Here is a 25683-nt window from a genome sequence, read left to right on the forward strand (position 1 = left end):
GCTGCGAATGAATTGATGGCCCCCGAGCAACTGCTGAATGACAAGCAGGCCGAGAAAAAGGAGGTGAAGGGCTATTTCGAGACGACGGGCTTCGATCGCTGGAACCGGATTTACAGCGACAGCAATGACGTCAACAAGGTCCAGCGCAATATCAGAATCGGGCACCAGAAAACCGTTGATGAGGTGTTGGCCTGGATCGAGGAGAGTGGCCAGTTCCACGACGTGCGTTTCTGCGATGCCGGTTGCGGCGTCGGCAGTCTGAGCATCCCCCTCGCAGGGATGGGAGCCGGTTTCATCCATGCCAGCGACATCTCTGAAGCGATGGCCGAGGAAGCGGAGCGCCGGGCACGTGATGCAGGCCTGGACATGTCCAAGCTCCAATTCGCGGCCAGCGATCTGGAAAGTCTCAGCGGCTCGTTCCACACCGTGTGCTGTCTGGATGTGTTCATTCACTACCCCCAGGAGGCTGCGGAAGAGATGGTGCGACACCTCTGCTCTCTCACCGAACAGCGCCTGATCGTGAGCTTCGCGCCCTACACACCGCTCCTGGCAGCTCTGAAAGGCATCGGCCAGTTGTTCCCAGGCCCCAGCAAAACCACCCGCGCTTACACCCTCAAGGAAAAAGGGATTGTGGCGGCCGCGGAAGCCAGCGGCTTCAAATCCGTAAGGCGCAGCCTCAACAAGGCGCCTTTTTACTTCTCAAGGCTGATCGAATTTCACAAGGCCTAAACAACGCCTCGAACAGGCCATGGCTCGAGGCCCATCAGGAAGGGAACTGACTGTGCAGCTTGAGCAGCGCGTAGGGAGGGGTGGCACTGACAAAGTCAGCCGACCCCACATAGCCACTGAAAGCGCCTCCCTGACCGATCAGGGTCGCACCGTGATTACTGGGGAAGAGATCTCCAAGCGGCAGTTGCATGGATCCTGATTCCAGACTTGGTGTCACACCGGCACTGAGCTGAAGCGAGCCAAGAGAGCGGGTCTGGATGTTGCCGTCCTTGAAGGTCAGGGTTCCCTGGGCATGAGTCAGAAACACGGTTTCGCCGTCATGGACTCGTCGTTCGATCACCTCTTCGAGCCCATAGAACGAACCGTTCGGCTGTTCACAGCTCTGCACAGCTCCACCCAGCCGGGCCACGGCCAGTCTGTAGCTGACCGAATCCCCCACCGACAGGACTGAATCACGATTGGCATCGATGAAGGTGCCTGACTTCACGTTGCAGAACAACACCTTGAGCTGTTTGGACTGCCGTTGATCAGCTCCGGAACCGCCGGTGGAACAGCCCGCCAGCAGACACAGCAGCGACCCAAAAACAACTGCGGAAACCGACCTCGGCATGGCATCAACGTCTGAACTCACTCGATGCTGACAACGCATGGTGAATCTGAGCTGCATCAGAACGTTGATGGCGGCTCACAACAGAGATGCAGATCATTCAGCTGCAGACGCCAGGCATGAAGGCGATAACCCCCGTTTCCTGGAGTGGCCAGATCGCTGATGCGCTGGTCGTTGAGGTAAAGCGGATCACCGAGCAGGGGAGACCCCAGTTGCGCGAGATGAATGCGGATCTGGTGAGGTCGTCCCGTTGTGATCGCCACCTGCAGACGGTCTCCCTGCGGACAGCGGTCCAGCAGCTTCAGTTCACTGTGGGCTGTTCGTCGTCGCCGGATCAACCCATCCGATTGGGGCAGCGGCCCCCAGACCCAGCCCAGCAAGGCATGGGGCCGCTCAACCACATCCGTCTTCACCACAAGAGACTTACCGAACTCGAGCCCTGCAACACGCTGTGACCAGGCGTGATAGAGCTTGCGGGTTCCTGAAGCAGGCTGAAAAGATCGCGAGAGGGCGGCTCTGGTGGTCGGCTGGCGTGCACAGACCTGCAGTCCGGAGGTGAAGCGACCAAGACGATGCACGGGCTTTGGAACCAGGGGCTCACCCAGCAGCCGACTGCGCTGATCCAACAGCGTCGCCAGCGTGTGCTGCAGAAAGCCTCCACCCGGCATCACCGGCAGTCCGGAGGGTTTGTTGATCACCAGCAGATCCCCATCGTCATATTCCACCGACCAGCTGTCGGGGATCGCTGGCTCGATCCATCCAGGACGGTGCCAGAGCAGCTCCGCCTGGGCGGGCAGCGGTCGATCCTTGAACAGAAGCTTTCCGTTGAGTCGGATTTCACCCGCTGCGATTCGGCGAAGCCAGACGTCTTCGCAGGAGTGGGGATAACGCTCGGCCAGCAGCGCACTGATCAGAGTTCCTTGGTTACCAAGGTGCGTGATGTCCCTGTACATCCATCCCTGATTGAGTGCGGCTGCACGCCAACCCTCAGGCAAAGGCTCTGCCTGTTGGCAGGTCACTCCACCAGACGATGCTGCAAGGCGTAACGCACCAGCTCGGTTCTGCTGGATGTACCGGTTTTGATGAACAACCTGCTCACATATTTCTCCACATTGCGGATTGATGTCTCCAACTGGCGGGCGATTTCCTTGTTCATCAACCCTTCCGCCACCAGTTGCAGAACACTGGATTCCCTGGGCGTGAAATTGTGCTGCACAGGCTCGCTGGAAGGCAGTGCCTCCGCCTGGGCCAGCAGAGAGCGAATCTCAGTGATCTGTTTTGCCATCTGCCCCATGTCGGCATCTGCGAAGCGGGCTGCTTCCTGCAGCAGCCGCTGCTGACGCTGGGCCACGTTGCTCACGCGCGCCACCAGCTCATCCGGGTCAAAGGGTTTGGGGATGTAATCGTCCACACCCGCCAGATAGCCCTGGGTGCGATCCGCCGTCATGCCCTTGGCCGTGAGGAAAATCACAGGGGTGCCACCCAAGCGCTCATCAGCTCTGAGCTTGTTGAGCAGCCCGTAGCCGTCGAGCCTGGGCATCATCACGTCGCTGATCACCACATCCGGCAGCATCTGCTGCGCCTTGGCGAAACCATCCTCACCATCAACAGCAGTCGTGACATCAAACCCCTCATCCTCGAGGTAGGCCTGCACGGCAGAACGTAGTCCAGGTTCATCATCCACCAGCAGCAGGCGAACTGTTGGCTGTTCTGACTGAGCCAGCTGTTCTGATTGGGTTGGCTGTTCAGTCTGAGAGGACTGCTCGGGCTGAGAGGGTTGTTCGGGCTGGGAGGTTGTCAAGGCCTGACCTCATCTGGCCGGAATCTAGGGGCGTCAGGGCGCAGGCAACCGCAACACTTCCTGGGACTCGATCAACTCAGTGGAATAACCGAGCTCTCTGGCCTTGTCCGAGAGACCTGCTGGATCCTGGCCAGCGAGGTCGGGATGACAAGCCGCCCACCAGACCAGATGGTCTTCGCGCGTGGACGCACGCCTGGTCCCCCCTGGATTGAGCTTGCGGACATAAATGGCTTCGCTGTCCCTCGTGACCCGCAACGGCTCCTCGCGACTGCAGTTCACCGATTCGGAGGGAATCACAAGATTGTCGGCGGATTCCTGCCAAAGCTTGAACCTGCGTATTTCAGGATCAGCAGGGTCTCCCGAAACCGCGAAGATCCCCAACGTGTACTCCTCGGCCCCCTCGCTCTGATCGAGGACCACCAGATCAACCGGACGCATCGCTTTCATCTGCTCAAGCAGCTGTTCCCGATTCACGGCCTCAGCAACAGCTGGCTGAAAAGCAGCTGACGCAACCAGGCCCAAACTGAAGATCCAACGGATGGAGTGCATCGCGACAATCCGAGAGTCACACCATGCTGACCCCACACACCCTCCTAAGCGCAGTGAAGTTGTGATCAACCTCGATCACCAGGCCACCACACCCTGTCACCCCTCTGTGATCCAGGCGATGGAGCCCTGGTGGCGAGAGCAATGGGGCAATCCGTCGAGCCGCCAACATCGGCTTGGCCTGACAGCCGCAGCTGCAATCGGCTCAGCCAGAGAGCGGCTTGCGGGCAGCCTGGGCATCAGATCCGATGAACTGATCTTCACCAGTGGTGCCACCGAAGCCAACAATCTGGCGCTGCTGGGCCACGCCAGGGCCAGGGCACTGTCCGACGGTGAACCAGGGCATCTGATCAGCGTGGCCAGTGAGCATCACGCGGTGCTCGACCCTCTGCTGCAGCTGAAGCAGGAGGGATTTCAGATCACGCTGCTGACTCCGCAAACGAACGGACTGCTCAAGCCGGAACAGCTGGAACAGGCCCTTCAGACCAACACCCAGCTGATCAGCGTGATGGTGGCCAATAACGAGATCGGTGTGATCCAACCGATCCGGGAACTCAGCGACCTCTGCAGCAACAACGGCATCACCATGCACACCGATGCGGCCCAGGCCTACGGGCATCTTCCGCTGGATGCCGAAGAGCTGGGATGTGCGCTGATCAGTCTCAGCGCACACAAATTCAATGGCCCGAAAGGCATCGGTGCCCTTGTGGTCAGGGGTGGCACAGAGCTGCAACCGCTGCAGTGGGGTGGAGGACAAGAGCAGGGCCTGCGGGCGGGGACCTTGCCAGTGCCGCTAATCATGGGCATGGCTGCGGCAGCCGAGCTGTCAATTCAAGACCTGGAAGAGCGTCAGGCTCGGCTCCAGGCCTTGAGGAATCAGCTGTGGACGGATCTCAAAGATCAGAATCCAACAATCGAGCTCAACGGCGCGCTGCAACCGCGACTGGCCCACAACCTCAACATCACTGTTCCCAATGTCTCAGGCAGCCGCCTGCAACGGGCTCTGCGGCCAAGACTGGCCTGCAGCAGCGGTTCTGCCTGCAGTCGTGGTGAGCCATCTCACGTTTTGCAATCCATTGGCCGAAGCCGTGTCGAGGCGGAAGGATCATTGAGGCTGAGCCTCGGACGCGACACAACAGCCAAGGACATTGACGGAGCCATCGAGGTGATCACATCCGCAATCAGGACATTGACCCAGCACTGAAACCAAAAGACGCGTGACACAACCTCTGGAAAAAAGTGTCAGGGAAGCTACCTTCCGCGCAAGTTCCAGAGTGATTCATGACTGAGACACCGGCCAACCAGCCGCTACATGTGCTTCAAGCCATCGAAGACGGATGGAATGCCTTCGCAAAGGCTCCCTGGACTTTCCTGCTCTTTCAAGCACTTGTTGCTGTCATCGCCCTGCCTTTCGCAGCTTTGACAGCAGTTTGCTCAGCACGAATCGCGTCTGTTCCAGGCATCCCTGATATTCATCCTATAGGTGCTGGGATACTGCTGGTCGTGGGCCTTGTTGGCTACATCATTGTGGTTCTTTGGGGGGTCGTGGGACTGATCCGAGGCTCCTGGCAGTGCCTTGAGGGAGTCAAACCCGATTTCAATACTTTTACACGCTGGGATGGCGAAGCCACAGGTCGCTTATTCATCAGAGCGATTGAACTTTTCGTCCTCTTTGCCGTGATCGGCTTGATCTGCTCCCTTGTTGGATTTGGGCTTGTGCAAATCAACCAGGCACTCGCCATTATCCCGCTGATCATTGCTCTTGTTTTCTTCATTTACCTCTCCATCAATCAGAAGTTCCTCCCCTTTATCGCTCTGTTTAAAAACAACGGTTCCTTTGAAGCCATTCAGACGGGACGCTCCGTTGTTGATCCTTCTTGGTGGACAGTTCTCTGGTTCTTCATCGTCGAAGCGATCATTAATGCAATCGCCGCCGCATTCCAGTACGGAGGATTGTTTGTCGTGGTGCCCGTCCTGATCTGCATCTCCACTGCTGCCTATCGCCAACTGTTTGGGAGCGAAGATCAGACAGGTTTGATTAGTGGAAACTGAGAATCACAAAACCGGCAAGACCGAACAGAGCCATCAAAAACTGGGCAATCTTGCTGATTAAAAGGCCAGCCACCACCGCCAGACCAACGACTGATCCCTGGCGCAACGCCTCAAGCCACCCCAGATTCCGGGGTGGCTTTGTTGTGAACCAGGTTTCAACCAGGGTTGCTCCCAGCCATGGACCAAACAAAGCCCCCAGAAGCGGCCCTCCAAACGGGAGTGCCGGCAGCAGGCCCAGCACGCCAACGAGCAAACCCACACCAGCTCCCGCAGCAGACCAGCGGCTGGCCTTCAGACGTGCAGATGCGAGACCCAGAGCCAGCAGATCCGCGATGAGACCCAACCCGAAAAGCACTGTCGCCAGGATGAACTCAGGCCATGCCTGAGCCCAGCCAACAGCCCCCATCCAGACAAGAGATCCCACCGGCAACCAAATCAGACCTGGAAGAAGGGGTAAGAACGTGCCAGGAATCGCCAGCAGCTGAACCAGCAGGGCAATCCACCACACGCCATCGGGGGTCCAGAACCAGCTCATGCCTCAGACCTCGACTCAGTCGGGCGGCGTCGGGCAATTCTCAGCTTGGCGCTGCGACTGCGCGGATTGGATTGCTGCTCAGCCGCGTCAGCTCTCAGCGGCTTGCGAGTGACGCGCTGCAGGCGCTCGTCGCTGACAAAGGCGGTCTTCACGCGCCGGTCCTCAAGCGAATGGAAACTGATGATTGCCAGCAGACCATCGGGCTGGAGCCAGTCAGGGGCTTGTTGCAACAAGCGGTCCAGAACAGCAAGCTCATCATTGACCGCGACCCGCAGAGCCTGAAAGGTGCGCGTGGCGGGATGAATGCGACCACGGCGGGCCTTGGGTGGATAACAGCCAGCGACTGCATAGGCCAGCGCGGCCGTACCGGTATAGGCGCCGTTTGCGTCCAGATCAGCTTTGATCCTGCGTGCAATCCGCCGTGACAAGCGTTCCTCGCCGTAGGCATAGATCAGATCCGCCAAGGCCGACTCGTCCAGCCTTGTGATCAGCTCAGCGGCAGTTTCTCCTCCCCCTGCTGGATTCATCCGCATGTCGAGGGGACCATCCAGCCGAAAGCTGAATCCCCGCTGGGCCACATCCAGCTGAGGGCTGCTCACGCCAAGATCCACCAGGACCAATGCAACCGGGTGAGGAGGGATGTAATCAGCGAAGTTGGTCGCCACGATCGTGACGCGATCTGCGTAGTGCTTGAGCCGCTCGGCCGCTGCCAGACGCGCGGTTTCATCGTGATCAAGCCCGATCAGTCGCAGCTGCGGATAACGCTCCATCAGCAGACCGCTGTGGCCGCCTCCACCCAGCGTTGCATCAATCAACACCCCAGATTGCCTGTGATCACTGAACTCGGTGGCCAGCGTCTGCATCAACGGTTCAGCCAGAACCGGCACATGCATGAAGCCCAGGGCGTGACTGGATGGCAGATCGGGCATGGGTCCTTCCTAAGATCCCAACACGAATGTTCTGCCACGGCCCCATGACGCAGCTGGAAACGCGCACGGAGCCGATGGTGGTCAACTTTGGCCCCCACCATCCCTCAATGCACGGGGTGTTGCGCCTTGTGGTGACTCTCGATGGAGAGGATGTCGTGGATTGCGAGCCCGTGATCGGCTACCTGCATCGCGGCATGGAGAAGATCGCCGAGAACCGAACAAATGTCATGTTCGTGCCTTACGTGAGCCGCATGGATTATGCAGCGGGCATGTTCTACGAAGCGATTGTCGTCAACGCCCCTGAAAGGCTGGCGAATATTTCTGTGCCCAAGCGAGCGAGTTATATCCGGGTTCTGATGCTGGAGCTCAATCGCATCGCCAATCATTTGCTTTGGCTGGGACCCTTTCTTGCTGATGTCGGGGCCCAGACCCCGTTTTTCTACATCTTCCGTGAACGGGAGATGATCTATGACCTCTGGGAGGCGGCCACAGGGCAGCGCCTGATCAACAACAACTACTTCCGTATCGGCGGTGTGGCAGCCGATCTACCTTGGGGGTGGCTTGAAAAATGTCGCGATTTCTGTGACTGGTTCGGCCCCAAAATCGATGAATACGAAAAGCTGATCACCAACAACCCGATCTTCCGTCGACGCATTGAAGGTCTGGGAGTGATCGGCAAGGAAGAAGCCATCAATTGGAGCCTTTCCGGCCCGATGCTGAGGGCTTCCGGAGTGGCCTGGGACCTGCGCAAGGTTGACCACTACGAGTGCTACGACGACTTCGACTGGGATGTGGTCTGGGAGAAAGAGGGCGACTGCTTCGCCCGTTACAGGGTTCGTGTCGAGGAAATGCGCCAGTCCCTCAAGATTCTTCGCCAGGCCTGCGACATGATTCCCGGTGGCCCGACGGAAAACCTGGAAGCCAAACGCATGGCCGAAGGCAAAGACAGCGATTTCGCCGGCTTCGACTACCAGTATGTGGCCAAGAAGGTGGCACCAACATTCAAGATCCCCAACGGCGAGCTCTACACCCGACTGGAATCAGGGAAGGGCGAGATCGGGGTCTTCATTCAGGGAAACAACGACGTGACACCCTGGCGTTTCAAGATCCGTGCCGCAGACAGCAACAACCTGCAGATCCTTCCTCACATCCTCAAGGGACACAAGGTGGCTGACATCATGGCGATCCTTGGCTCCATCGACGTGATCATGGGCTCCGTGGATCGCTGATTCATTCTCAGTCTCTTGCCATGGATGCTGACCAGAAACGCACATCTGCAGCACACAACCGGAAGAGATTTCTTGAGGAAGCCAGACAAGCGAAGTAAAATAAAAAAAAGTTGAAACATTCACCACTTATTCACAATGCTACTAGCCTAAAAAACTAGTTTTAACCGAAAATGCCGACACTTAAAGGGCATTTAATTTCTGGCGACCAAGGCTTCAAAAGCAGAGACGTCAAACTTTACGAAATCCCAGACACTCCGCTCGAAAAACCCAAGTTAATTGCATCCACATCAAGCAATTCAGGAGGCCTATTTGAGTTCTATGGAATCAACATTTCGCCCAAGAATACGTATTATATTTTAGCTTCAGATGGCTCCAACAAACTCCTGGGGCTGTTGCAAAGCAACGACACCCAGGGACTAACAATCAATGACCTCTCAACCGCTGCGAGCGCCTATACATTCAATCGATTCATCAATGGAGAGGGCCTGACCGGCAACAAGCCTTCACTTCGCTCAGGCTGGATGACCTACCAAAACCTGGTCAATCCGAATGGAACCATCGATCAAGTTGCACTTAACAATGCCGCCACTGCTGAGCGGCTTAATTTACTGGCCAATCTCAATGCAGAAGCAATCTCCAATCCCGCATTCCGGAAGATACTTTTAAATCTCACATCTTCAATCGAAAGAGAATCGAACCAAACTAATCTCGAAGCCCTCATATCAATCGGACAAAGCCCTGCCAACAACGCAAGGCAACTCTTTGAACTGGCCGAATCCGCCCCAGCCATTTATCCCGCAGACAGCTGGAGTATTTCCCAACGCGACTCCTGGCTTCTGTATTTCGAGCACTTTGGAGCAGCCGATGAATCAGAGTCCATCTTTTTTGGACCGGGAAATATTGCAATTGACAGCCATGGTGATCTCTGGATTGCCAACAACTTCAAACCTGGATCCGAACAGTTTGACCCCCCACTTCCAGGCACCACCTTGCCTCGATTGAAACCCAGCGGGGAATTGGTCGGAGGCGAACCTTTACAAGGCGGTGGCCTCTATGGGGCAGGATTCGGGATCGGCATTGACCCCGAAGGTCAAGTATGGATCGGCAATTTCGGATTCGGAGCCTCGAACATTCCCCTGCGCGGCAACGGGAACAGTGTGTCGCTCTTCTCAAAGGAAGGCGAAGCACTTTCACCGAATCGATCACGGCGTGCACCCCGCAAGCCATCCGGTGGTTACACCGAGGGCGAGCTGCTCGGCGTGCAGGGTGTAACCAGCGATCAAGAGGGCAACATTTGGATCGCCAGCTTTAGAGATACCGCTGCAACGCCAAGCAAAATTGTGGTTTATGAAAATGGCCAACCGAAGAAATTTGACAGCTTCCAACACCCTGAGCTGACATCACCTTTCGATATTGCCATTGATGCCTCTGGGGATGCCTGGGTGAGCTACAGAAGTGGCGGTCGCAGCGGCCAGGGAGGGATTGGCCACTTCAGCTTCGACTCAAAGGATGGAATCAGACTGATTCAAACGATTGAGTCCCGAGACCTGAATGTTCCCTTCGGAATTGCAACCGCATCGGATGGGAGTATTTGGGTCGCCAACAACGGTGGGCCTCCTCGCTATAAATCCAGAACCGTATGCAAAATCGACCCGATCACCGGAGAAGTGGAAACATTCTCCATCAATGCATCAAAGGAATCGGGCCCTTGGGGCCTCAACCTTGACGGCGCGAACAATGTCTACGTTGCCAACTTTGAAGATCTCTCCATTTCCGTGCTGAATGGATCCGGCGTCGATTCACTTTACGGTCATGAACCAGGCACAGCACTCTCACCCGAGGGTGGATATGACTTTGACGGCAACATCATGCGTCCAACAGGGTTGGAAGTGGATAGTGCTGGGAACGTCTGGGTCGCCAACAATTACAACGAAAAAGCTGACCTCTATGGCCAGCACAGCGTGTTTCAGGCCATAGGCCTTGCAGACCCAGTGAAGACGCCACTCATTGGCCCAGTGGAACCACTGCTCTGGACAACAACGCCTCAATCTCTGGTCTGATGATCTTCATCGGATCAAGGTCACATCGCCATCATCTGGTCACTGACCAACTCATACGCAGATGCTCACTCTGGCTGAGCCGTTGGGTTTGTGATGCACTGATGCCAAGGTGAGAGTGCGGTTCAGTGATCTCAACACCCTTGATCATGTTGCCAGCCTGGCTCAACCTCACCAGAACAGTGCGTTTCGGCGACACCGATGCTGCCGGCGTGATGCATTTCCATCAGCTGTTGCGCTGGTGCCATGAGGCATGGGAAGAGAGCCTGGAGCTCTATGGAATTGAAGCCAAAACGGTTTTTCCTGGATGTCGTGACCAAGAACGCTGGCCCGACACTGCACTCCCAGTGGTGCAATGCAGCGCCAACTTCAAAAAAGCGGTGCATGGGGGAGATCGGCTCGTCGTAAGACTGACTCCACAACGGATTGATCAGGGATGTTTTGAAGTTCGCAGCCAATTTCTGCTGAACGAACAGGAAGTCGCCAATGGCTTGATCAGACAGCTGGCCATCAATGTGCCAACGCGGCGACGCTGCCCGTTACCTGATGCAATCTCACGCTGGCTCGAGGCTGCAGAAATCGGACAAATCAAAGAACTCTGAGCCCACAACTCAGCCAACCTCCAAACCGGGACAGTGTCGGATCGACGCCAGCCCCCGAAAGCCGTTGGCGGCACAATTGCGACATCGACAAGTTCAAGAATCAGCTCACGCATCAGGCATCCGCAACGCAGGCAACCGTCAAAGAACACTGAAAATATTTGCACCAAAGCTAATTTGTGGGTCGTTTTCCAAATTCCGATGGATTTGAGAATTCTGATTGTGGCTTTGCCTATTCTTCTTGCCCTGAGCTGGGCAGCCTTCAACATTGGCAGAGCCGCAACCAGCCAACTACAAATTGCGATTAAGCAATACAAAATCAACCAAACATACTGAAAGATATTCCTCAACCCCATTCAATTACATCATTCATCACCTCTTTAACAATTGAAGTTGTCCTGCAGCATTTTAAAAGTCTCAAGGCTCAACATTGAGCAAAGATTGCCAGGCTTCTCGATTCGCAAGTGATACCAGCTCTCCACAATGTTCGACACCTCTGCGGCATTTACAGCATCTTCAGACGCTGAAACGACGTTTGACACTTCGGCTGCATTTACCGCACCGTCTCACAACATCACGCCACCTTCAGGCCTGGAACCCTGCCTCGGCGGCGAACTGAGATTGCAGGCCATCTGGGTCGATGAAAAAGTGTGCGTCGGATGTCGATATTGTGCCCACGTGGCAACGAACACCTTCCTGATGGATCAGGACACGGGAAAGTGCAGAGCAATTCGCCAAGACGGTGATTCAACCATGGTGATCAACGAAGCTATTGACACCTGTCCAGTGGACTGCATCCATTGGATCAGCTTCGAAGAATTGATTGAAAAGAAAAAGGAAGAAATGGCTAAAGCTGCCTATTAAACAGCTCAGCCCACCACAAAAATACTAGTAAAGACTTTCACAATTCCAACAACAATCAATCCCGAAAGAATCACGAAGGATGGAATGATATAACGGAACGCCTTATCCGAGGGTCTCTCATACAATACTTTCTCTGCGAACGACTTTGTAGGGCCGAAATTCAGGTGATCTTCAATTGACATCATCATGTCGTTTGAAGTTAACTTCTCTTGCCAATCGTAAGAATATCGCGGGAATTCCTGATAAACAGGGGCTTCACCAACAGCTCGGCCGGGCAAAACTCTTGACATCTCAAGAGGCACACTGTCGTAGCCAAACCTCTGCATGTACTCCTCACTGTTGAGGACCAGATCAACAAAAGTCTCGAATCCCTTTTCAGCAATGACGATCGAATAAGTTAACTTTTCGGTGTTATCTTTCACCTTGCGACCTAAAGCCCTGCCGATGACCTGTTCAACAAGGCGATAATTACTATTACAAGCAACATAACCCCGCAAAAAACGGTCCGAAAGCAACAGACCGCGAATGAAATCTCTTACCGTAATTGAACCATTTCTAAGCTGAGATTCAAGATAGCGATCTCTGTCGCTACTCATTGCATGAAAATAGATCTGGCGATAACAACGGTTAATGACATCGCCAGCGTTATCAACAACATCCCCTTCCATGGAGGGAGCAGCAATTGTGCTCACACGAATATTTTGAGAAGCAGGTCGAAAGGGCCGAAGGGGAACTGGCAACGAAGAAACCCAGCAAAACTCAGAAAATTACACTAAGAGTTTGCCGATATGCCAGCGGGAAAAACCGCAAACTAATTCACAATTCAGGCACCAAAACAGGGGGGTGAAATTAATTTGATACGCGCATCTGTGGCAAAGACAACGTTGCCTTTTGCTGCTTTCTTCTTGTGCGCGAATACACCGGGCAAGGTCAAGGCATCAGCCAAAGGCACTCGAGCAGATCACTGTCCAGGCCTGGGCGATTCTCGCCATCACGTCAAACGGCTTAACAGGCAGATTCATCGGCCATTCGGTTGAGCGCACCATTTGTCCCAACTTCACAAACATCCCAGTCTCCGGTGGATAAAACGGAGCAGATCCGCCTCAAGATTGACAGTGAAAATGCAACCAAGCAGCAAGGAAGTTCATCTCAGTGCAAATCCTTGCGGATGAATCTGGGATGAATCACTTCGGCACGGATTCAGAACAGCTGAGCTGATGACTGAGCTGATTGTTGAGCTGTCAACCAGTTCTGCCATCGCGGACGCTCCCACTTCCCTGCTGCAGAGCATTGCAACTCCTGGCACTGAACCCAGTAGAGAGGGCGTTCCGGTGCGGGCCAGTCGGACACCAATCTGTGCAAGCGGTCCCAACCGTCCGACGGCTCGTCCACCGACGACCAGCGAACAAGAGCCACCAGACGTTGTCCCCATTCACGGTTCACCACCCCGAGCAACAGCACGGCATCAAGCGGTAACCCTTGCTTGCGAGCCTCCATCAGCAGTCTTTGCTCCAGTTGTGAAGGGAACACCGTGACCCCACCGGACTGGATGGCGTGATCGATTCGCCCCAAGAGATGCAGCTGGGGATCAGTTGATGAGCCTTCAAGTTCCGCCAGATCAGCTGAATGCCACCAACCGTCCCCATCCGACAATGCACAGAGCACCCCTGCATCATCCAGCCTGGCCACAGCTAACCGATTGCAGTGCACCGCCAGAGCGCCCTGCTGATTCACTCGCAGACGAACACCGTCAAGGGGGCGACCACAACCACCCATCCCCGCCAGAAAATCAAGCGGTGCCTGGGCCGTCACCATGGCGGCCGTCTCCGTCGCGCCGTAACAGGGGGCAAGCCTGATGCCCAGGTCGCGGGATTGATCGGCCAGCTCATCTGGCAATGCTGCACCCCCAACCCAGATCAGCGCCATCTCACATAACCAGGCGCGACCACAGGGTTCGGCCAGCAGCCGACGCAGTTGGGTGGGCACCAGCGACAGCACCATCGGCCGCTGTTGCCAGCCTGGATGGCAACGGCTGTGTTTGAGAAGTTGCGCCGGCTGTTTAATCAGAGCGGGCGAGATCCAGGCGTGATCTGCGCCCCACTGACGGGCACGCCACCAGGGCATCAGACCGCTCACGTGCTGAAACGGCAGGGGGTTCCAAACCAGAGTTGAGGCTGGATCCAAGCCGATCGTCTTCAGCCACGACCCGCAGGCCCGGGCAGAACGATCCAGATTCGACAGGGGATGGAGGCAGAGCTGTCGTCCGCCGCTGCTTCCACCAGTTGACAGCACCAGCCCTGGTCCAGGCGGCCAATCCAGGCCATCAGCATCCAGGACTTGCCGCTCAGGCTGAACTCCGGAACCGATCAGACGCACCCAAACCTGATCGGCCAGGGCCAGCTCGAGAGCAGCAGCAGCCTGACCAGGCTGAGCAGGGTCACAGTGCAGATCCCTCAGGCCAACCATCAGCGGCCCAACTCAGCGGCGGCCCACACCTGCGCAGGATCAGAGCTGAACAGGCGACCTTCAGGACACCAACCTGGCGCCAGCCCGGGAGCCACGGGAGTAGGACCTCGCTGCTGAAGCCCTGCCATTAACGCCAGCCAGCGGAAGCCGATACCGGTTTCGAAAACAGTGCTGAGCATCAGCCGCGGCCGGCCTTCCTGCAACTGGCGCAGCAGAAGTCGAGGATCTCCCTCCAGCAGGGGTCGCCGCACCTGCCAACCCTGCCACTGCTCCCGCAGAGCAGGCTGCTTCAGCAACGACTCATCCAGAGCGACCGGCACACGCTTCGCCAAATCCCCCAGGCCTTGAAGATCGTCCACTGCCAGTGGCTGCTCCAGCCAATCCAGACGGGGATCACCCTCCAGCACTCCAGCCCATCGATCCGCCTCAAACCGATCCCAGCCGGCATTGGCGTCCAGGCGCAGACGCGCCTCTGGTGGAAGACGGTCCAGAAGCCTGGAGAGCAATGACCATTCCAGATCCGCATCCATTGCGGCCACCTTCCACTTCACAGTGATGGGATGCCCGACTGGATGAGTCGCCAGCAGCTGGTCCAGCGTCGTAAGCATGGCCGGACCAGCGGGCAAAAGACAGGCCGAGCTCGGAGCAGGAAGCCATGCCTGAACAAGGCCATCCAGCTCTGCCAACGCAGCGCCGAGCGCAAAGGCGACTTCAGCCGGCAGCTTCGGCAGAAGAGCCTCAAGCTGGTCCCGTTTGCACTCCATATCCACAGAGTTCTGCCATTGCGACAAAGCCCGCACACAGGCCGGACGGTCTGCTGGATCGAGCGGAGCCACCTCCCCCCATCCCACGCGGCCGGAGATCGCACAGGTCAGACGCAGCAACCAACCCTCACGCTGCTGCCAAGCGCCAGAAGCGGTTCTCAGCGGACCCGACAGGGAATAGGCATAGGAGCGGATCGCCAGTTGCAGCGCCATTCACTTAACCCGGCAGCAGAACAGGGGAGCCAAACCATGGCCCCAGGCCCAGACCGATACTCAGACCGAGGCCATTCAGTGCCTGGAATCGCAATGCGAGGAACTTGCTGCCAGTGATGCGTTCAGGCTCGTCATGATGCCAGCGAAGCAAGCGAATCAACGCTGAGGCCGCAGGTAACCCCAGGGCTCCGAGAAGTGCGGTGGGTGGCCAATCGCCATGCAGCACGGGGGCCCACTCCAGGGCAAGAGTCCCAGCAACGAACCACGGCACCAGAGACGCCGCCCGCGCAGTCCCCATGCGTACAACAGGAGACTGCTTGCCGTGTGCCGCATCCTGCTCGACCTGATGAAAATGCGAGCAGAACAACACCAGCGTGGTTGCCAGAGCAGGGCCGGAGCCGAGGAGCAGGGCGGTGTCCCAGGGCACGACATCCGTTGAAGGGGCGATGACCAACAACGCAGCTGCCGTGGCGAAAGGGCCAAAAGCGAGCCAACACAGTGGTTCACCCAGCCCCTGGTACCCGAGACGGAAGGGAGGTCCTTGATAGAGGTACCCGAGACCACAGCTCACCAGCACCAGCACCAGCACCGCAAGACTGCTCCTCAGCGCAATCCACAGCATCAGGATCAGTCCCGTCAGCAACGCAAGCATGGCCAGCTGCTGAACAGGACGAGGCCTTCCGACCAGCGCCACAACCGAATGGGGCTTGCCCTGGTCATCAACCCCGGTCTCGGCATCAAAGAGGTCGTTGCTGAGGTTCTCCCAGATCAACAGCAGCACGGCTGCCAACAGAAAAACGAAGCCCTGGGCCCAGCGCACCGGCAAGCCTGCCCCCAGGCGCCATCCAGCCGCAAGCAGCACGGGCATCACCGCAACGGAGTACATCGGCCACTTGATCGCTGCCTTCCAAAGACGCCGGCGGTCGTTGGCGCGGGAGTGAAGGGTTACAACAGCCTTTCGATCTGGCATGGACTGGACTCGTGGAGCCCGCTTCAAGACTCATACATTTGAGCAGTAATCCATCGTCCTGCCGTCAAGATGTCGGCCGCGCACCACGACAGTTCACCTGCTGTGCACTTCAGCGAACTGCTGGAGGGTGCACTATGCGCATGGGATCAGCGCCTGGCCGAAGACGGAGTTTTTGGCTTAGCAATGCCATTGCAGGGGCTGGATCCACTGCTGCAGCTCGCTGATCTCGAGGATACAGACCCGTTCCGCTTTCTCTGGGATGGAGCGCCAGGCCTTTGTCTTGCAGCAGCGGGCCGCTGCCATCACCTGGAGCTATCAGGTCCCCGACGTTTCGAACTGGCGCAACGTTTCAGTGACATCACGCTCGGACGCATCCTGGAGGGCACGCCCGAGGCACCCGCTCAGGCCCGCTCGCGCATCCTGCTGGCCTTCTCCTTTTTTGAGCAGACCGGTGAGCTCCAGCCCCAGGGGAACATGCCCTCGGTCCAGGCCGTTCTGCCCCGCTGGCAACTGAGTCGTCATGGACGGCAAGGCTGGCTGCGTCTGCACGGCATCGCCCAACAGGCGAGTGATGTGCGCTCACTGACGGAGTCGCTCTGGTTGATGGCGGAACAGCTGCAGTCTTGGAGTAGTTGGCCTGGCCAGGCCTCGGGCAACCTCAGCGGCAGGATCACTCCCGGCGACTGGGAGCGGCGCTACACCACGGCGCTTCAGCGCGGTCTGGAACTGGTGAATGGTGGTGAACTGCACAAGCTTGTTCTGGCCGTGCGCCACTCGGTGAGCCTGACCTCAACTCTGGACCCGGTGCTGTTGCTGAAACGGCTGCGCCACCAGCAGGCAGGCAGCTGCCGGTTCCTCTGGCAGCGCAACCAGCAAGACAGCTTCTTCGGCGCCTCGCCTGAGCGACTGCTGAGCCTGCGCAACGGGCAACTGCGTTGCGATGCGCTTGCCGGCACTGCCGGTCGCAACGACCACGCCACCTCCCTGCTCAACTCCGACAAGGACCGACGCGAGCATGAACTGGTGGTGCAGGCGATCACAGACCATCTCAGCGCCCAGGGACTGCAGCCACGGCGTCCGCGCAGTCCACAACTGGCCAGACACGGCCAACTGATCCATTTGCACACCCCGATCACGACTCCAGCTCCAGGCCAATCACCCCTTGCTCTGGCTGGAGTGCTCCATCCCACCCCGGCTGTGGCAGGCCTGCCCAGACGAGAGGCCATGAACTGGTTGCGCAGCCTCGAGCCGTTCGATCGCGATGGCTATGCAGCACCGATCGGCTGGATCGACAGTGCTGGCGATGCGGAACTGCGTGTGGCCATCCGCTGCGGCCATGCCCGCGGAACCCAGCTCGACCTCACGGCCGGAGCTGGACTGGTGCGCGGATCCGTGGCCGAACGCGAGCTCCAGGAAGTGGGGCTCAAGCTCACCGTCCTCGCCGATCAGCTGGATCTGGTGTCAGGGGGTCGGTAAGGAGCGCAGTCGCCAATCCATTGATGACTGCTTGAGCACATCACCGAAGGGCTCCACACGCCCGCCGATGTGTTGTTGGAGAAAGTGCTCCTCTAACGCTGCCCAGGCCAACGCATTACGGGGATTGGCCCAGCCATGCCCCTCATCCGGAAACACAACAAAATCGATCGGTAGTTTGCGAGACGTCATTGCAGCTGCGATGGATTCACTCTCCTGCAAGCTGACCCGCGGATCATTGGCACCGTGACCCAAGAGAAGGGGGCGTTGAATCTGATCCACATGATTGATCGGAGAAATGGCATCGAGGTCCACACTGCCGACACCAATCATGCGTTCAAAATTGATGCGAACGGCTGCCCAATAAGGAGGAATCGCTTCCAACAATGTGCGCAGATTGGAGGGTCCTACTTCTGAAACCGCTGCGGCAAACAGCGATGGATCACGGGTCAATCCCGCCAAAGCTGCATAGCCGCCATAGGACGCGCCTTTGATCACCACTTTGTCAGGGTCTGCAATGCCCTGATCCACCGCCCAGCGAACGGCGTCCACCAGATCGTCCTGCATCCGGGCGTACCACTCACCTTCTCCTGCCAGCAGGTGCTCCTTTCCGAAGCCAGTGCTGCCGCGATAGTTCACACTCATCACGTGATAGCCCCGATTGGCTAGCCACTGATGGGTGCGATTCAATCCCCAGTAATCTCTGGCCTGAGGTCCACCATGCACGACCAGAACAAGGGGCTGCGGCCCATCATTGGCGAGGGGAGTGCGCGTTAAGTAAGCAGGAAGCCGCCTGCCATCCCGAGCCTTGAGGTCGAGGCTTTCCATCGACGCCAGGGCGTAATCGTCCAGTTTTGGCTGAACTGAAAACAACAGCTGATGCTGGCGGCGATCCCGATCCCAGAGCCAGATTTGCTCGCCCTGACGATCGGAAGCGACCAAAACCAGCCAGAGGCGATCCTTCCTGTCGCGATCGACAACCGAGAACTCATTGGAGCCCGCCAAACGTTCCAAGGCGTCGTAATCGGAGCGCAGCGAAGGATCCAAAATGAAACGCTCACTGCGCAGATCCGTTTCGACCAGCACCGTGGGCACGCCAGTCTCGATCGCGCTCATCCCGATACCCAACGATCCACTCGTTGCACGGTGCACGACTTCAAAACGACAGTCGGTCGTGCAGCTCTCAAGCTCCTGACGACTCCAACGCACCAAACGAGGTTTGTCTTCCCCCGTGCTCAGTTGCCCATACAGCCACTGACCATCACGGGTGAACCCTGCCAGCCCTGACAAGCGGGCATCTTCGAAATCGAATTTGAGGAAGGGGCGCCACTGCTTCTCACCAGGCAAGCGAAGCTCATAAGCCTGGCCGCCATTGGCCAATGCTTCGGTGCGCAGATAGGGATGCCACTCACCATTGAGGCGATCCACTTGAACGGGTCGACCATCGTCAACTTGATAGAGCAGTTCGCGCTCACCACTTGCAATGTCGAGCACATAAAGGTCGTGATAGCGCGGATCCCGATCATTGAGGCCAACCACCAATTCGCCCGGCACATCGCGATCTGATGCACTGACAATCGCCAAGACACCAGATGGTGGCGTGAGATCAACCGTATCCCCTGTGCTTGGGTCAATGCGGACCAGCACAGTGTTTTCATCCCCTTGTGCATCTCTGCTAGAGATCAGAAATCGCCCATCAGGCGTCCATCCGGCACTCTGTTGCGGCCGATCCGTCTTCCGGGTCAGCAGACGGGGCTGTTCACGCCCATCAAGATCACGGACCCAGAGATTGAGGACTCCTCGGTAAGGAGCGAGGTACGCGATACGGGTTCCATCGGGGCTGAGTTCAACCCCGGCGATCTCGGGGTTACCGAACAACACCTCACGCGGAATCAGCGGCGGCGTGGAGCTGGTATCCATAGCGCGACTGGAGATCGTGAGGCTTCCCGTCAGGCCCACCAACAGAGCTGTTCCCCAGCGCAGTCCTTTTTTCAGCAAAACCTTTCCTGATCGTCAGACCCCAATGTTGATCGCTCAGAGCAGGTCGCGCAGACATGCGATGACCTGATCGGCCAGGGGCTGATCAGCTGGATCTGATCTCAGTAGTCGGTAAGGAGCGCATTCGCCACTCCAGGGAAGACTGATCAACAGACGAGCCAAAGGGCTCCGCCCTTCCTCCGACATGGTTCCTGAGGAAAGCTTCCACCAGCGCGTACATCGCCAAGGCGTTGAGCGGATTCACCAGTCCGTGCCCTTCATCAGGAAAGACCACGAAGTCAATCGGAAGCTGTCGCTCCTTCATCGCTGCTGCAATTGTTTCGCTTTCGCTGAGCTTGACGCGAGGGTCGTTGGCGCCATGACCGAGCAGCAGCGGACGCTGAATCCGGTCCACGTGCTGGATCGGGGAGATGGCATCAAGATTCACTTTCCCCACCCCGATCATGCGCTTGAAGAAAACAAGCGTTGTTGATTGCCAATACGGCGGTGTCGAATCCAGAAATGTACGCACATTGGAAGGACCGAATTCCGCGATGGCGGCGGCAAAGAGCTCGGAATCACGGGTGAGGCCTGAGAGGGCCGCGTAGCCCCCATAGGAAGCCCCCATGATTACGAGACGATCGGGATCGGCGATGCCCTCAGCGACCGCCCAGCGCACGGCGTCGACCAGATCATCCTGCATCCGGCCGTACCACTCGCCCTCTCCTGCCAGAAGATGAGACTTGCCGAACCCGGTGGATCCTCTGTAATTCACGCTCAGGGCGTGATAACCGCGATTGGCCAGCAGCTGATGAATCGGATTGAACCCCCAGTAATCCCTGGCCTGAGGGCCTCCGTGGACCAGCAGCACCAGAGGTTGCGGCCCTGACCCGCCAATCGGAGTTCTGCTCAGGTAAACAGGCAATCGACGTCCGTCCCGAGCCTTGAGATCAAAACTCTCCATGGACACCAGCTCGTAGGCGTCCAGGCGGGGCTGTACTGAGAAAAGCTTGCGGATCTCATCCTGTTCACGATCCCAGAGCCAGTATTGCGACCCCTGCTGATCCGAACCGATGGCGACTAACCAGCGGCGGTTGCCGAGGTCGCGATCGACAACTCTGAAGTTGTTGGGACCAGCCAACCGCTCGAGCCTGTCCATGTCAGCTTGGACGGACGCATCCAACACCACTCTTCGGGAACGAAGATCAACCTCCTTCAGAACGGTGGGAACCCCCGTTTCGAGATCATTGAGTTCGACAGCGAAGGCACCAGCTGACGACCGATGCACCACCTCCGAAGTGCAGTCGAGACCGCACGAATGAAGATGATCACAACTCCAACGCACCAGCCTGGGGAGATCTTCACCGCTGCTGAGCTGTCCATACAGCCAACGGCCATCACGCGTGAACCCGCTGGGCCCGGAATTGCTGATCGTGTCTTCGAAATTAAACTGAAGGAACGGTCGCCAGTTGGTGTCACCCGGCAGGCGCAACTCAAAGCTGCTGCCGCCGTCCGGGAGGATCTGGGAACGCAGTACCGGCTGCCACGCACCCTTCAGCCACTCAACACTGACCTGACTCCCGTCATCGGTCGAGCGATAGAGCAAACGCCTGTCTCCGCTGTCAACATCGATCACGTACAGATCGTGGTAGCGAGGATCACGGTCATTGAGTCCCACAACAAGTTCGGAAGGGGCCTCACGATCAGCTCCGATCAAGAAAGCCTTCACCTTGCTCACAGGTGTTAAATCCTTTTTGTGGCCTGTAAGAGGGTCGATCCTCATCAAAACGGTGTTCTCATCACCATTTCCATCGCGAGAGGAGATCAGATAACGACCATCGGCCGTCCAGAACGCTGATCTCTGGGGACGGTCCCGCTGACGGGTGATCACGCGAGCAGGAGCATCCCCATCGAGCTCCTGAACCCAGAGATTGAGCACACCCTCTTTGGGAGCCAGATAAGAGATCCGACGTCCATCGGGACTGAGTGACACCCCGATGATCTCCGGATTGCCAAACAACACCTCACGCGGAATCAGCGGCGGAGTGGGGCAGGCATGCATCGACTCACCGGCGATCGTCACACCGTTCCCCAGCGCAGACCTCTCTTCAGCAAAACCTTTCCTGATCGTCAGACCCCAATGTTGATCGCTCAGAGCAGGTCGCGCAGACATGCGATGACCTGATCGGCCAGGGGCTGATCCATCAACCGTTCCACCTCACGAATGCCGGTGGGACTGGTGACGTTGATCTCGCTGAGCATGCCGCCGATTACATCGATGCCGACAAAGAACAGACCCTCGGCCCTCAGAGCGGGCGCAAGGGCCACACAGATCTGTCGTTCACGCTCAGTGAGCTCGGTGGCTTCAGCCTGACCACCAACCGCCAGATTGCTGCGGAATTCTCCAGCGGCTGGCATGCGATTGATGGCACCGAGCGGCTCACCATCCACCAACAGGATGCGCTTGTCGCCCTCGCTCACCGAAGGAAGAAAACACTGAGCCATCACAGGCAGTCGTTCCTGCTCCGTGACCAACTCCAATAGGGCCTTCAGGCCAGGCGCCTGGGAGGACACACGGATCACCCCCAGCCCTGCACGGCCTCCCAGAGGTTTGAGCACGATGTCGCTGTGCGCTTGGGCAAAGGACTTGAGCTCACTCACCCTCCCGGAGACAAGGGTGGGAGCCATCCATCGACTGAAACGCAGAGCCCCGAGCTTTTCATTCCAAGTGCGCAGCGAGTCGGGGCGGTTGAGAACACGAACACCGGCCCGCTCTGCGACATCAAGAAGATGGGTGGCATAGAGATAGGCCTCATCAACCGGTGGATCCTTCCGCATCCAGATCACCTGGAATGTGGCCAGCGGCAGCCTTTCAGGCTCCCCGGAAGTGATCCAAGGCTCAGGTTGAACCGGCATGGCCATCGCCAGAGGTTCATCACCCAGGGCGATCAGATCCGCAGGAGTGCAGGCCCAAACCTCCAGCGCCGCTCGACTGGCGGCCTGCATCAATGCAGCAGTGGAATCCTTGGCTGGATTGATCCGATCCAACGGATCCAGCACGAACAGATGACGCATGAACAGCGGGCGCGAGAGGGGGCTCAGGAGAGCAGCGGATCGAGTTCACCCGCGCGCTCAAGGGCGTGCAGGTCATCACAGCCACCGATATGACGCTCATCGATGAAGATCTGCGGAACGCTGCGCCGGCCGTCGCCGCGGGCGGCCATGGCATCACGGCCGGGCTCATCGCCATCGACGGAATGTTCGGTGTAAGCCACACCCTTGCGATCCAACAGCTGCTTGGCTCGGATACAGAAGGGGCAGGTGCGCCAGGTGTAGATCTCGACGCTCGGCATGGTGCCCTCAACATGGATCCTGAATCCTATGCAGGGCAGTCCGCTTCATCGCGATGGGCATTCGCTCCCTCTCCTGCCTCGGCCCACGATCAGGCCTGGATTCCGCACTGATAGGGTCGCAAATTCCGTTCAACGCACTCCGTTGCTCGATCTCACCGACTTCAAGCGCGATCTCTCCGAGCTCACTGACCGCCTGGGCAATGCCCAGGACTGTCTTTGACGTCCCTGCACTGACCGCAAGACAACAGGATCTCGAGCAGCTTGCCGCCCAGCCAGATTTCTGGGATGACCAGCAGAACGCTCAGAAGCAGATGCGCCGCCTCGATGAGGTCAAGGCCCAGCTGCTGCAGCTGACCACATGGCAAGGTGCCGTGGGCGATGCCCAGGCCACTCTTGAGCTGTATGAGCTTGAACAGGACGACGAGATGCTTGCGGAGGCCCAGGCAGGCCTTGATCAGCTGCGTAAGGAGCTGGATCGCTGGGAGCTGGAACGCCTGCTCAGCGGTGAATACGACAAGGAGGGAGCCGTCCTCTCCATCAATGCCGGAGCGGGTGGCACCGATGCCCAGGACTGGGCTCAGATGCTGCTGCGGATGTACACCCGCTGGGCCGAGGACCATGACATGAAGGTCACGGTTGACGAACTCAGCGAAGGTGAGGAAGCAGGCATCAAGAGCGCCACAATCGAGATCGAGGGCCGCTACGCCTACGGCTATCTGCGCAATGAGAAGGGCACCCATCGCCTGGTGCGGATCTCGCCCTTCAATGCCAACGACAAGCGCCAGACCAGTTTTGCGGGCATTGAAGTGATGCCGAAACTCGAGGAGGAAGTCGACATCGACATTCCCGAGAAGGACCTGGAGGTGACCACCAGCCGCTCCGGCGGAGCTGGTGGACAGAACGTCAACAAGGTGGAAACCGCTGTGCGCATCCTGCACATCCCCACAGGACTGGCTGTGCGCTGCACCCAGGAACGCTCCCAGCTCCAGAACAAGGAAAAGGCCATGGCCCTGCTCAAGGCCAAGCTGCTGGTGATCGCACAGGAACAAAGAGCTGCCGAGATCGCCGACATCCGCGGCGACATCGTGGAGGCCGCCTGGGGCAATCAGATCCGCAACTATGTGTTTCACCCTTATCAAATGGTCAAGGACCTGCGCACCCAGGAGGAAACCAATGATGTTCAGGGTGTGATGAACGGCGATCTAGACCCCTTCATTCAGGCGCTGCTGCGTCAGGGTGTGGACAGCCCCGGACAGGACGAGGACAGCTGACCATGAGCTCAAAGCCAGACGGCATCGAGACTTCGCCGGACGGCGCCACCACCACGCCTCCTCCCAGCTTCGTCAAACAGGCCATGCGCAACATGGTCCGCAAGGGCAGCAAGAGCCTGTTTCATCTTGGACTCACGGCCGCAGGGTTCATCGGTTTCATCCTTGTGGTCGCCTGGCTGGGACGTCCAACACTGCCCCAGTGACTAACACGCGGGCTGTTGCGATTGACCTGGCCTTCACGCCAGCTGAAGAGCAACTGATCCAGGCCGGGAAAGGGATTGGAGCCCAGCAGCGGCTCAGCCAGGGAGATGTCTGGGAATCAACCCTGCGCCTCTGGCTGCAACACCTGATCGCTGCCGGGGGCGACAGCGTCCCAGCGGAACTTCAGAGCTGTGAGGAGATCTGCCTGGGCCTGCAGTTTGTGGATGATGCCCAGATCACTGATCTCAACGCACGCTGGCGCAACAAGCCCACGGCCACGGATGTCTTGTCCTTTTCAGCACTGGAAGCTGACATGCCCCTGGACAGCTGCCCCAGTCTTGAACTGGGAGACATCATCGTGTCGGTACCGACTGCGGAACGTCAGGCTCTCGAACAGGATCACAGCCTGGAACGGGAGCTCTGCTGGTTGGTGAGCCATGGCCTGCTGCACCTGCTGGGATGGGACCATCCCGATGAGTCGAGGCTTGAAGCCATGCTGCAATGCCAGGAGCAACTGGTTGCCATGGCCGGTATCGTTCAATCCCACGGTGAGATCAACTGTGAATCAGCAGATGAAATCACTAAGGAAACCTGACGATGGAACTCCGTTGACCGAGGAGATCAGCCAGCGCAGCACCCGCCGTGCCCACCACGCTGCCCACAGAGGAGCCTGGAAAATCGCCGGCGACCTGCCCGCCAGCTTCCGTTACGCCGCTCAGGGACTGGGTTACGGCTTCATCAGTCAACGCAACTTCCGCATCCACCTGGGGATCGGCAGCGTCGTTTTCTTTTTAGGACTGTGGCTGAAGTTACCAGCGATTCAGCTGGCCGTTTTGGTCCTGACCGTGGCGGCCGTGCTCGTGCTTGAGCTGCTCAACACCGCGATCGAATCTGTGGTCGACCTGGCCATCGGACGTCGCTTTCACCCGCTGGCCAGGATCGCCAAGGACTGTGCCGCGGCAGCGGTTTTGGTGGCGGCCATCAGCTCTCTGGTGATTGCCCTGCTGCTGGTGCTACCGCCCCTGATTCTTCGCCTCGGCCTTTGAA

General features: G+C 57.9%; 28 protein-coding genes. 14 read left to right on the plus strand and 14 right to left on the minus strand.

The window, feature by feature from the left end; translation table 11 throughout:
• Positions 1-15: 15 nt before the first annotated feature.
• On the plus strand, positions 16-729 hold the full coding sequence (gene bchM, locus SynBIOSE41_RS16365) for a magnesium protoporphyrin IX methyltransferase (protein ID WP_066909105.1): 714 nt from the start codon (positions 16-18) through the stop codon (positions 727-729).
• Between the two features lie 34 nt (positions 730-763).
• On the opposite strand, the gene SynBIOSE41_RS16370 is transcribed toward bchM, so the two are convergent.
• From SynBIOSE41_RS16370 to SynBIOSE41_RS16385, 4 genes are all read right to left on the minus strand, one after another.
• Positions 764-1339: a hypothetical protein gene (locus tag SynBIOSE41_RS16370; protein WP_186538961.1), complete on the minus strand. Its 576-nt coding sequence runs from the start codon at positions 1337-1339 to the stop codon at positions 764-766.
• Between the two features lie 56 nt (positions 1340-1395).
• Complete coding sequence (locus SynBIOSE41_RS16375; protein WP_370594148.1) at positions 1396-2355, minus strand: pseudouridine synthase family protein; 960 nt, start codon at positions 2353-2355, stop codon at positions 1396-1398.
• Positions 2352-3059, minus strand: a complete 708-nt coding sequence (locus SynBIOSE41_RS16380) for a response regulator transcription factor (protein ID WP_186541349.1) — start codon at positions 3057-3059, stop codon at positions 2352-2354. Before SynBIOSE41_RS16380 ends, SynBIOSE41_RS16375 begins: the two co-directional genes overlap by 4 nt.
• Before the next feature lie 111 nt (positions 3060-3170).
• Positions 3171-3686 carry a hypothetical protein gene (locus SynBIOSE41_RS16385; RefSeq protein WP_186538962.1) on the minus strand — a complete coding sequence of 172 codons (516 nt, stop codon included), beginning with the start codon at positions 3684-3686 and terminating at the stop codon, positions 3171-3173.
• Here SynBIOSE41_RS16385 and SynBIOSE41_RS16390 point away from each other — a divergent pair.
• Positions 3676-4887: a cysteine desulfurase family protein gene (locus SynBIOSE41_RS16390; RefSeq protein WP_186538963.1), complete on the plus strand. Its 1212-nt coding sequence runs from the start codon at positions 3676-3678 to the stop codon at positions 4885-4887. The genes SynBIOSE41_RS16385 and SynBIOSE41_RS16390 overlap by 11 nt on opposite strands.
• Before the next feature lie 77 nt (positions 4888-4964).
• On the plus strand, positions 4965-5735 hold the full coding sequence (locus SynBIOSE41_RS16395) for a hypothetical protein (protein WP_186538964.1): 771 nt from the start codon (positions 4965-4967) through the stop codon (positions 5733-5735).
• Here the strand turns inward: SynBIOSE41_RS16395 and SynBIOSE41_RS16400 are convergent.
• Entirely contained in the window at positions 5722-6270 is a 549-nt protein-coding gene (locus SynBIOSE41_RS16400; protein ID WP_186538965.1) for a DUF456 domain-containing protein, read from the minus strand. The genes SynBIOSE41_RS16395 and SynBIOSE41_RS16400 overlap by 14 nt on opposite strands.
• A complete protein-coding gene (gene rsmH, locus SynBIOSE41_RS16405) occupies positions 6267-7199 on the minus strand; it encodes a 16S rRNA (cytosine(1402)-N(4))-methyltransferase RsmH (protein WP_186538966.1) in 933 nt (310 codons plus the stop codon). Before rsmH ends, SynBIOSE41_RS16400 begins: the two co-directional genes overlap by 4 nt.
• Before the next feature lie 44 nt (positions 7200-7243).
• Here rsmH and SynBIOSE41_RS16410 point away from each other — a divergent pair, with 44 nt between their 5' ends.
• The 5 genes from SynBIOSE41_RS16410 (at position 7244) to SynBIOSE41_RS16430 (ending at position 11948) form a co-directional block, all read left to right on the plus strand.
• Entirely contained in the window at positions 7244-8428 is a 1185-nt protein-coding gene (locus SynBIOSE41_RS16410; protein WP_186538967.1) for an NAD(P)H-quinone oxidoreductase subunit H, read from the plus strand.
• A gap of 392 nt (positions 8429-8820) precedes the next feature.
• Positions 8821-10488 carry a hypothetical protein gene (locus SynBIOSE41_RS16415; protein ID WP_186538968.1) on the plus strand — a complete coding sequence of 556 codons (1668 nt, stop codon included), beginning with the start codon at positions 8821-8823 and terminating at the stop codon, positions 10486-10488.
• A gap of 146 nt (positions 10489-10634) precedes the next feature.
• Positions 10635-11087, plus strand: a complete 453-nt coding sequence (locus SynBIOSE41_RS16420; protein ID WP_186538969.1) for a thioesterase family protein — start codon at positions 10635-10637, stop codon at positions 11085-11087.
• Positions 11088-11285: 198 nt separating this feature from the next.
• A complete protein-coding gene (locus tag SynBIOSE41_RS16425; protein ID WP_186541355.1) occupies positions 11286-11420 on the plus strand; it encodes a photosystem II protein Y in 135 nt (44 codons plus the stop codon).
• Positions 11421-11567: 147 nt separating this feature from the next.
• Positions 11568-11948: a ferredoxin gene (locus tag SynBIOSE41_RS16430; RefSeq protein WP_186538970.1), complete on the plus strand. Its 381-nt coding sequence runs from the start codon at positions 11568-11570 to the stop codon at positions 11946-11948.
• Between the two features lie 5 nt (positions 11949-11953).
• Here the strand turns inward: SynBIOSE41_RS16430 and SynBIOSE41_RS16435 are convergent, their stop codons facing one another.
• The 4 genes from SynBIOSE41_RS16435 to menA form a co-directional block, all read right to left on the minus strand.
• On the minus strand, positions 11954-12616 hold the full coding sequence (locus tag SynBIOSE41_RS16435) for a phycobilisome rod-core linker polypeptide (RefSeq protein ID WP_186541356.1): 663 nt from the start codon (positions 12614-12616) through the stop codon (positions 11954-11956).
• Positions 12617-13148: 532 nt separating this feature from the next.
• Complete coding sequence (locus SynBIOSE41_RS16440) at positions 13149-14414, minus strand: AMP-binding protein (RefSeq protein ID WP_186538971.1); 1266 nt, start codon at positions 14412-14414, stop codon at positions 13149-13151.
• Positions 14414-15391, minus strand: a complete 978-nt coding sequence (locus tag SynBIOSE41_RS16445) for an o-succinylbenzoate synthase (RefSeq protein ID WP_186538972.1) — start codon at positions 15389-15391, stop codon at positions 14414-14416. The genes SynBIOSE41_RS16440 and SynBIOSE41_RS16445 overlap by 1 nt, the downstream gene beginning before the upstream one ends.
• Positions 15392-15395: 4 nt before the next feature.
• The gene (gene menA, locus SynBIOSE41_RS16450) at positions 15396-16361 is read right to left on the minus strand and encodes a 2-carboxy-1,4-naphthoquinone phytyltransferase (protein WP_186538973.1); all 966 of its coding nucleotides are present in this window, start codon (positions 16359-16361) and stop codon (positions 15396-15398) included.
• A gap of 69 nt (positions 16362-16430) precedes the next feature.
• Here menA and SynBIOSE41_RS16455 point away from each other — a divergent pair, with 69 nt between their 5' ends.
• Positions 16431-17837 (plus strand): isochorismate synthase MenF, encoded by a 1407-nt coding sequence (locus SynBIOSE41_RS16455; protein ID WP_186538974.1) that lies wholly within the window; start codon positions 16431-16433, stop codon positions 17835-17837.
• On the opposite strand, the gene SynBIOSE41_RS16460 is transcribed toward SynBIOSE41_RS16455, so the two are convergent.
• From SynBIOSE41_RS16460 to grxC, 4 genes are all read right to left on the minus strand, one after another.
• Positions 17823-19832, minus strand: a complete 2010-nt coding sequence (locus SynBIOSE41_RS16460) for a S9 family peptidase (protein WP_255475844.1) — start codon at positions 19830-19832, stop codon at positions 17823-17825. The two genes, SynBIOSE41_RS16455 and SynBIOSE41_RS16460, sit on opposite strands and share 15 nt — an antisense overlap.
• 85 nt (positions 19833-19917) lie before the next feature.
• Entirely contained in the window at positions 19918-21984 is a 2067-nt protein-coding gene (locus SynBIOSE41_RS16465) for a S9 family peptidase (protein ID WP_255475845.1), read from the minus strand.
• Positions 21963-22886 (minus strand): glutathione synthase, encoded by a 924-nt coding sequence (gene gshB, locus SynBIOSE41_RS16470; protein WP_186538975.1) that lies wholly within the window; start codon positions 22884-22886, stop codon positions 21963-21965. The genes SynBIOSE41_RS16465 and gshB overlap by 22 nt, the downstream gene beginning before the upstream one ends.
• A 23-nt stretch (positions 22887-22909) precedes the next feature.
• Positions 22910-23164, minus strand: coding sequence for a glutaredoxin 3 (gene grxC, locus SynBIOSE41_RS16475; RefSeq protein ID WP_066909153.1), 255 nt, complete (start codon positions 23162-23164; stop codon positions 22910-22912).
• A 28-nt stretch (positions 23165-23192) separates the two neighbouring features.
• Between grxC and SynBIOSE41_RS16480 the strand changes: the two genes are divergently transcribed.
• The 5 genes from SynBIOSE41_RS16480 (at position 23193) to SynBIOSE41_RS16500 (ending at position 25682) form a co-directional block, all read left to right on the plus strand.
• Complete coding sequence (locus tag SynBIOSE41_RS16480; RefSeq protein ID WP_222930603.1) at positions 23193-23384, plus strand: hypothetical protein; 192 nt, start codon at positions 23193-23195, stop codon at positions 23382-23384.
• A protein-coding gene (prfB, locus tag SynBIOSE41_RS16485; RefSeq protein WP_186541359.1) for a peptide chain release factor 2 occupies positions 23307-24435 on the plus strand; the annotation gives its coding sequence in 2 pieces (ribosomal slippage) (positions 23307-23381 and positions 23383-24435; 1128 coding nt in all). Before SynBIOSE41_RS16480 ends, prfB begins: the two co-directional genes overlap by 78 nt.
• Positions 24436-24437: 2 nt before the next feature.
• Positions 24438-24638, plus strand: coding sequence for a DUF3285 domain-containing protein (locus SynBIOSE41_RS16490; protein WP_066909162.1), 201 nt, complete (start codon positions 24438-24440; stop codon positions 24636-24638).
• Positions 24635-25231, plus strand: coding sequence for an rRNA maturation RNase YbeY (gene ybeY / locus SynBIOSE41_RS16495; RefSeq protein WP_186538976.1), 597 nt, complete (start codon positions 24635-24637; stop codon positions 25229-25231). The genes SynBIOSE41_RS16490 and ybeY overlap by 4 nt, the downstream gene beginning before the upstream one ends.
• A complete protein-coding gene (locus SynBIOSE41_RS16500) occupies positions 25209-25682 on the plus strand; it encodes a diacylglycerol kinase family protein (RefSeq protein ID WP_186538977.1) in 474 nt (157 codons plus the stop codon). Before ybeY ends, SynBIOSE41_RS16500 begins: the two co-directional genes overlap by 23 nt.
• Position 25683: the final 1 nt, after the last annotated feature.

The organism is Synechococcus sp. BIOS-E4-1 (assembly GCF_014279995.1).
Lineage (GTDB): Bacteria > Cyanobacteriota > Cyanobacteriia > PCC-6307 > Cyanobiaceae > Synechococcus_C.

What these genes read in the sequence shown, in the direction of transcription:
- SynBIOSE41_RS16455 (WP_186538974.1), top strand. Translation starts at nt 16,431, where the DNA reads ATGTCGGCCGCGCACCACGACAGTTCACCTGCTGTGCACTTCAGCGAA.
- SynBIOSE41_RS16430 (WP_186538970.1), top strand. Translation starts at nt 11,568, where the DNA reads ATGTTCGACACCTCTGCGGCATTTACAGCATCTTCAGACGCTGAAACG.
- SynBIOSE41_RS16395 (WP_186538964.1), top strand. Translation starts at nt 4,965, where the DNA reads ATGACTGAGACACCGGCCAACCAGCCGCTACATGTGCTTCAAGCCATC.
- SynBIOSE41_RS16445 (WP_186538972.1), bottom strand. Translation starts at nt 15,391, where the DNA reads ATGGCGCTGCAACTGGCGATCCGCTCCTATGCCTATTCCCTGTCGGGT.
- SynBIOSE41_RS16435 (WP_186541356.1), bottom strand. Translation starts at nt 12,616, where the DNA reads ATGGAAGGGGATGTTGTTGATAACGCTGGCGATGTCATTAACCGTTGT.
- SynBIOSE41_RS16490 (WP_066909162.1), top strand. Translation starts at nt 24,438, where the DNA reads ATGAGCTCAAAGCCAGACGGCATCGAGACTTCGCCGGACGGCGCCACC.
- SynBIOSE41_RS16410 (WP_186538967.1), top strand. Translation starts at nt 7,244, where the DNA reads ATGACGCAGCTGGAAACGCGCACGGAGCCGATGGTGGTCAACTTTGGC.
- SynBIOSE41_RS16385 (WP_186538962.1), bottom strand. Translation starts at nt 3,686, where the DNA reads ATGCACTCCATCCGTTGGATCTTCAGTTTGGGCCTGGTTGCGTCAGCT.
- SynBIOSE41_RS16465 (WP_255475845.1), bottom strand. Translation starts at nt 21,984, where the DNA reads ATGTCTGCGCGACCTGCTCTGAGCGATCAACATTGGGGTCTGACGATC.
- bchM (WP_066909105.1), top strand. Translation starts at nt 16, where the DNA reads ATGGCCCCCGAGCAACTGCTGAATGACAAGCAGGCCGAGAAAAAGGAG.
- menA (WP_186538973.1), bottom strand. Translation starts at nt 16,361, where the DNA reads ATGCCAGATCGAAAGGCTGTTGTAACCCTTCACTCCCGCGCCAACGAC.
- SynBIOSE41_RS16425 (WP_186541355.1), top strand. Translation starts at nt 11,286, where the DNA reads ATGGATTTGAGAATTCTGATTGTGGCTTTGCCTATTCTTCTTGCCCTG.
- SynBIOSE41_RS16400 (WP_186538965.1), bottom strand. Translation starts at nt 6,270, where the DNA reads ATGAGCTGGTTCTGGACCCCCGATGGCGTGTGGTGGATTGCCCTGCTG.
- SynBIOSE41_RS16390 (WP_186538963.1), top strand. Translation starts at nt 3,676, where the DNA reads ATGGAGTGCATCGCGACAATCCGAGAGTCACACCATGCTGACCCCACA.
- gshB (WP_186538975.1), bottom strand. Translation starts at nt 22,886, where the DNA reads ATGCGTCATCTGTTCGTGCTGGATCCGTTGGATCGGATCAATCCAGCC.
- SynBIOSE41_RS16370 (WP_186538961.1), bottom strand. Translation starts at nt 1,339, where the DNA reads ATGCCGAGGTCGGTTTCCGCAGTTGTTTTTGGGTCGCTGCTGTGTCTG.
- rsmH (WP_186538966.1), bottom strand. Translation starts at nt 7,199, where the DNA reads ATGCCCGATCTGCCATCCAGTCACGCCCTGGGCTTCATGCATGTGCCG.
- grxC (WP_066909153.1), bottom strand. Translation starts at nt 23,164, where the DNA reads ATGCCGAGCGTCGAGATCTACACCTGGCGCACCTGCCCCTTCTGTATC.
- SynBIOSE41_RS16440 (WP_186538971.1), bottom strand. Translation starts at nt 14,414, where the DNA reads ATGGTTGGCCTGAGGGATCTGCACTGTGACCCTGCTCAGCCTGGTCAG.
- SynBIOSE41_RS16500 (WP_186538977.1), top strand. Translation starts at nt 25,209, where the DNA reads ATGAAATCACTAAGGAAACCTGACGATGGAACTCCGTTGACCGAGGAG.
- SynBIOSE41_RS16480 (WP_222930603.1), top strand. Translation starts at nt 23,193, where the DNA reads ATGCAGGGCAGTCCGCTTCATCGCGATGGGCATTCGCTCCCTCTCCTG.
- SynBIOSE41_RS16420 (WP_186538969.1), top strand. Translation starts at nt 10,635, where the DNA reads ATGTTGCCAGCCTGGCTCAACCTCACCAGAACAGTGCGTTTCGGCGAC.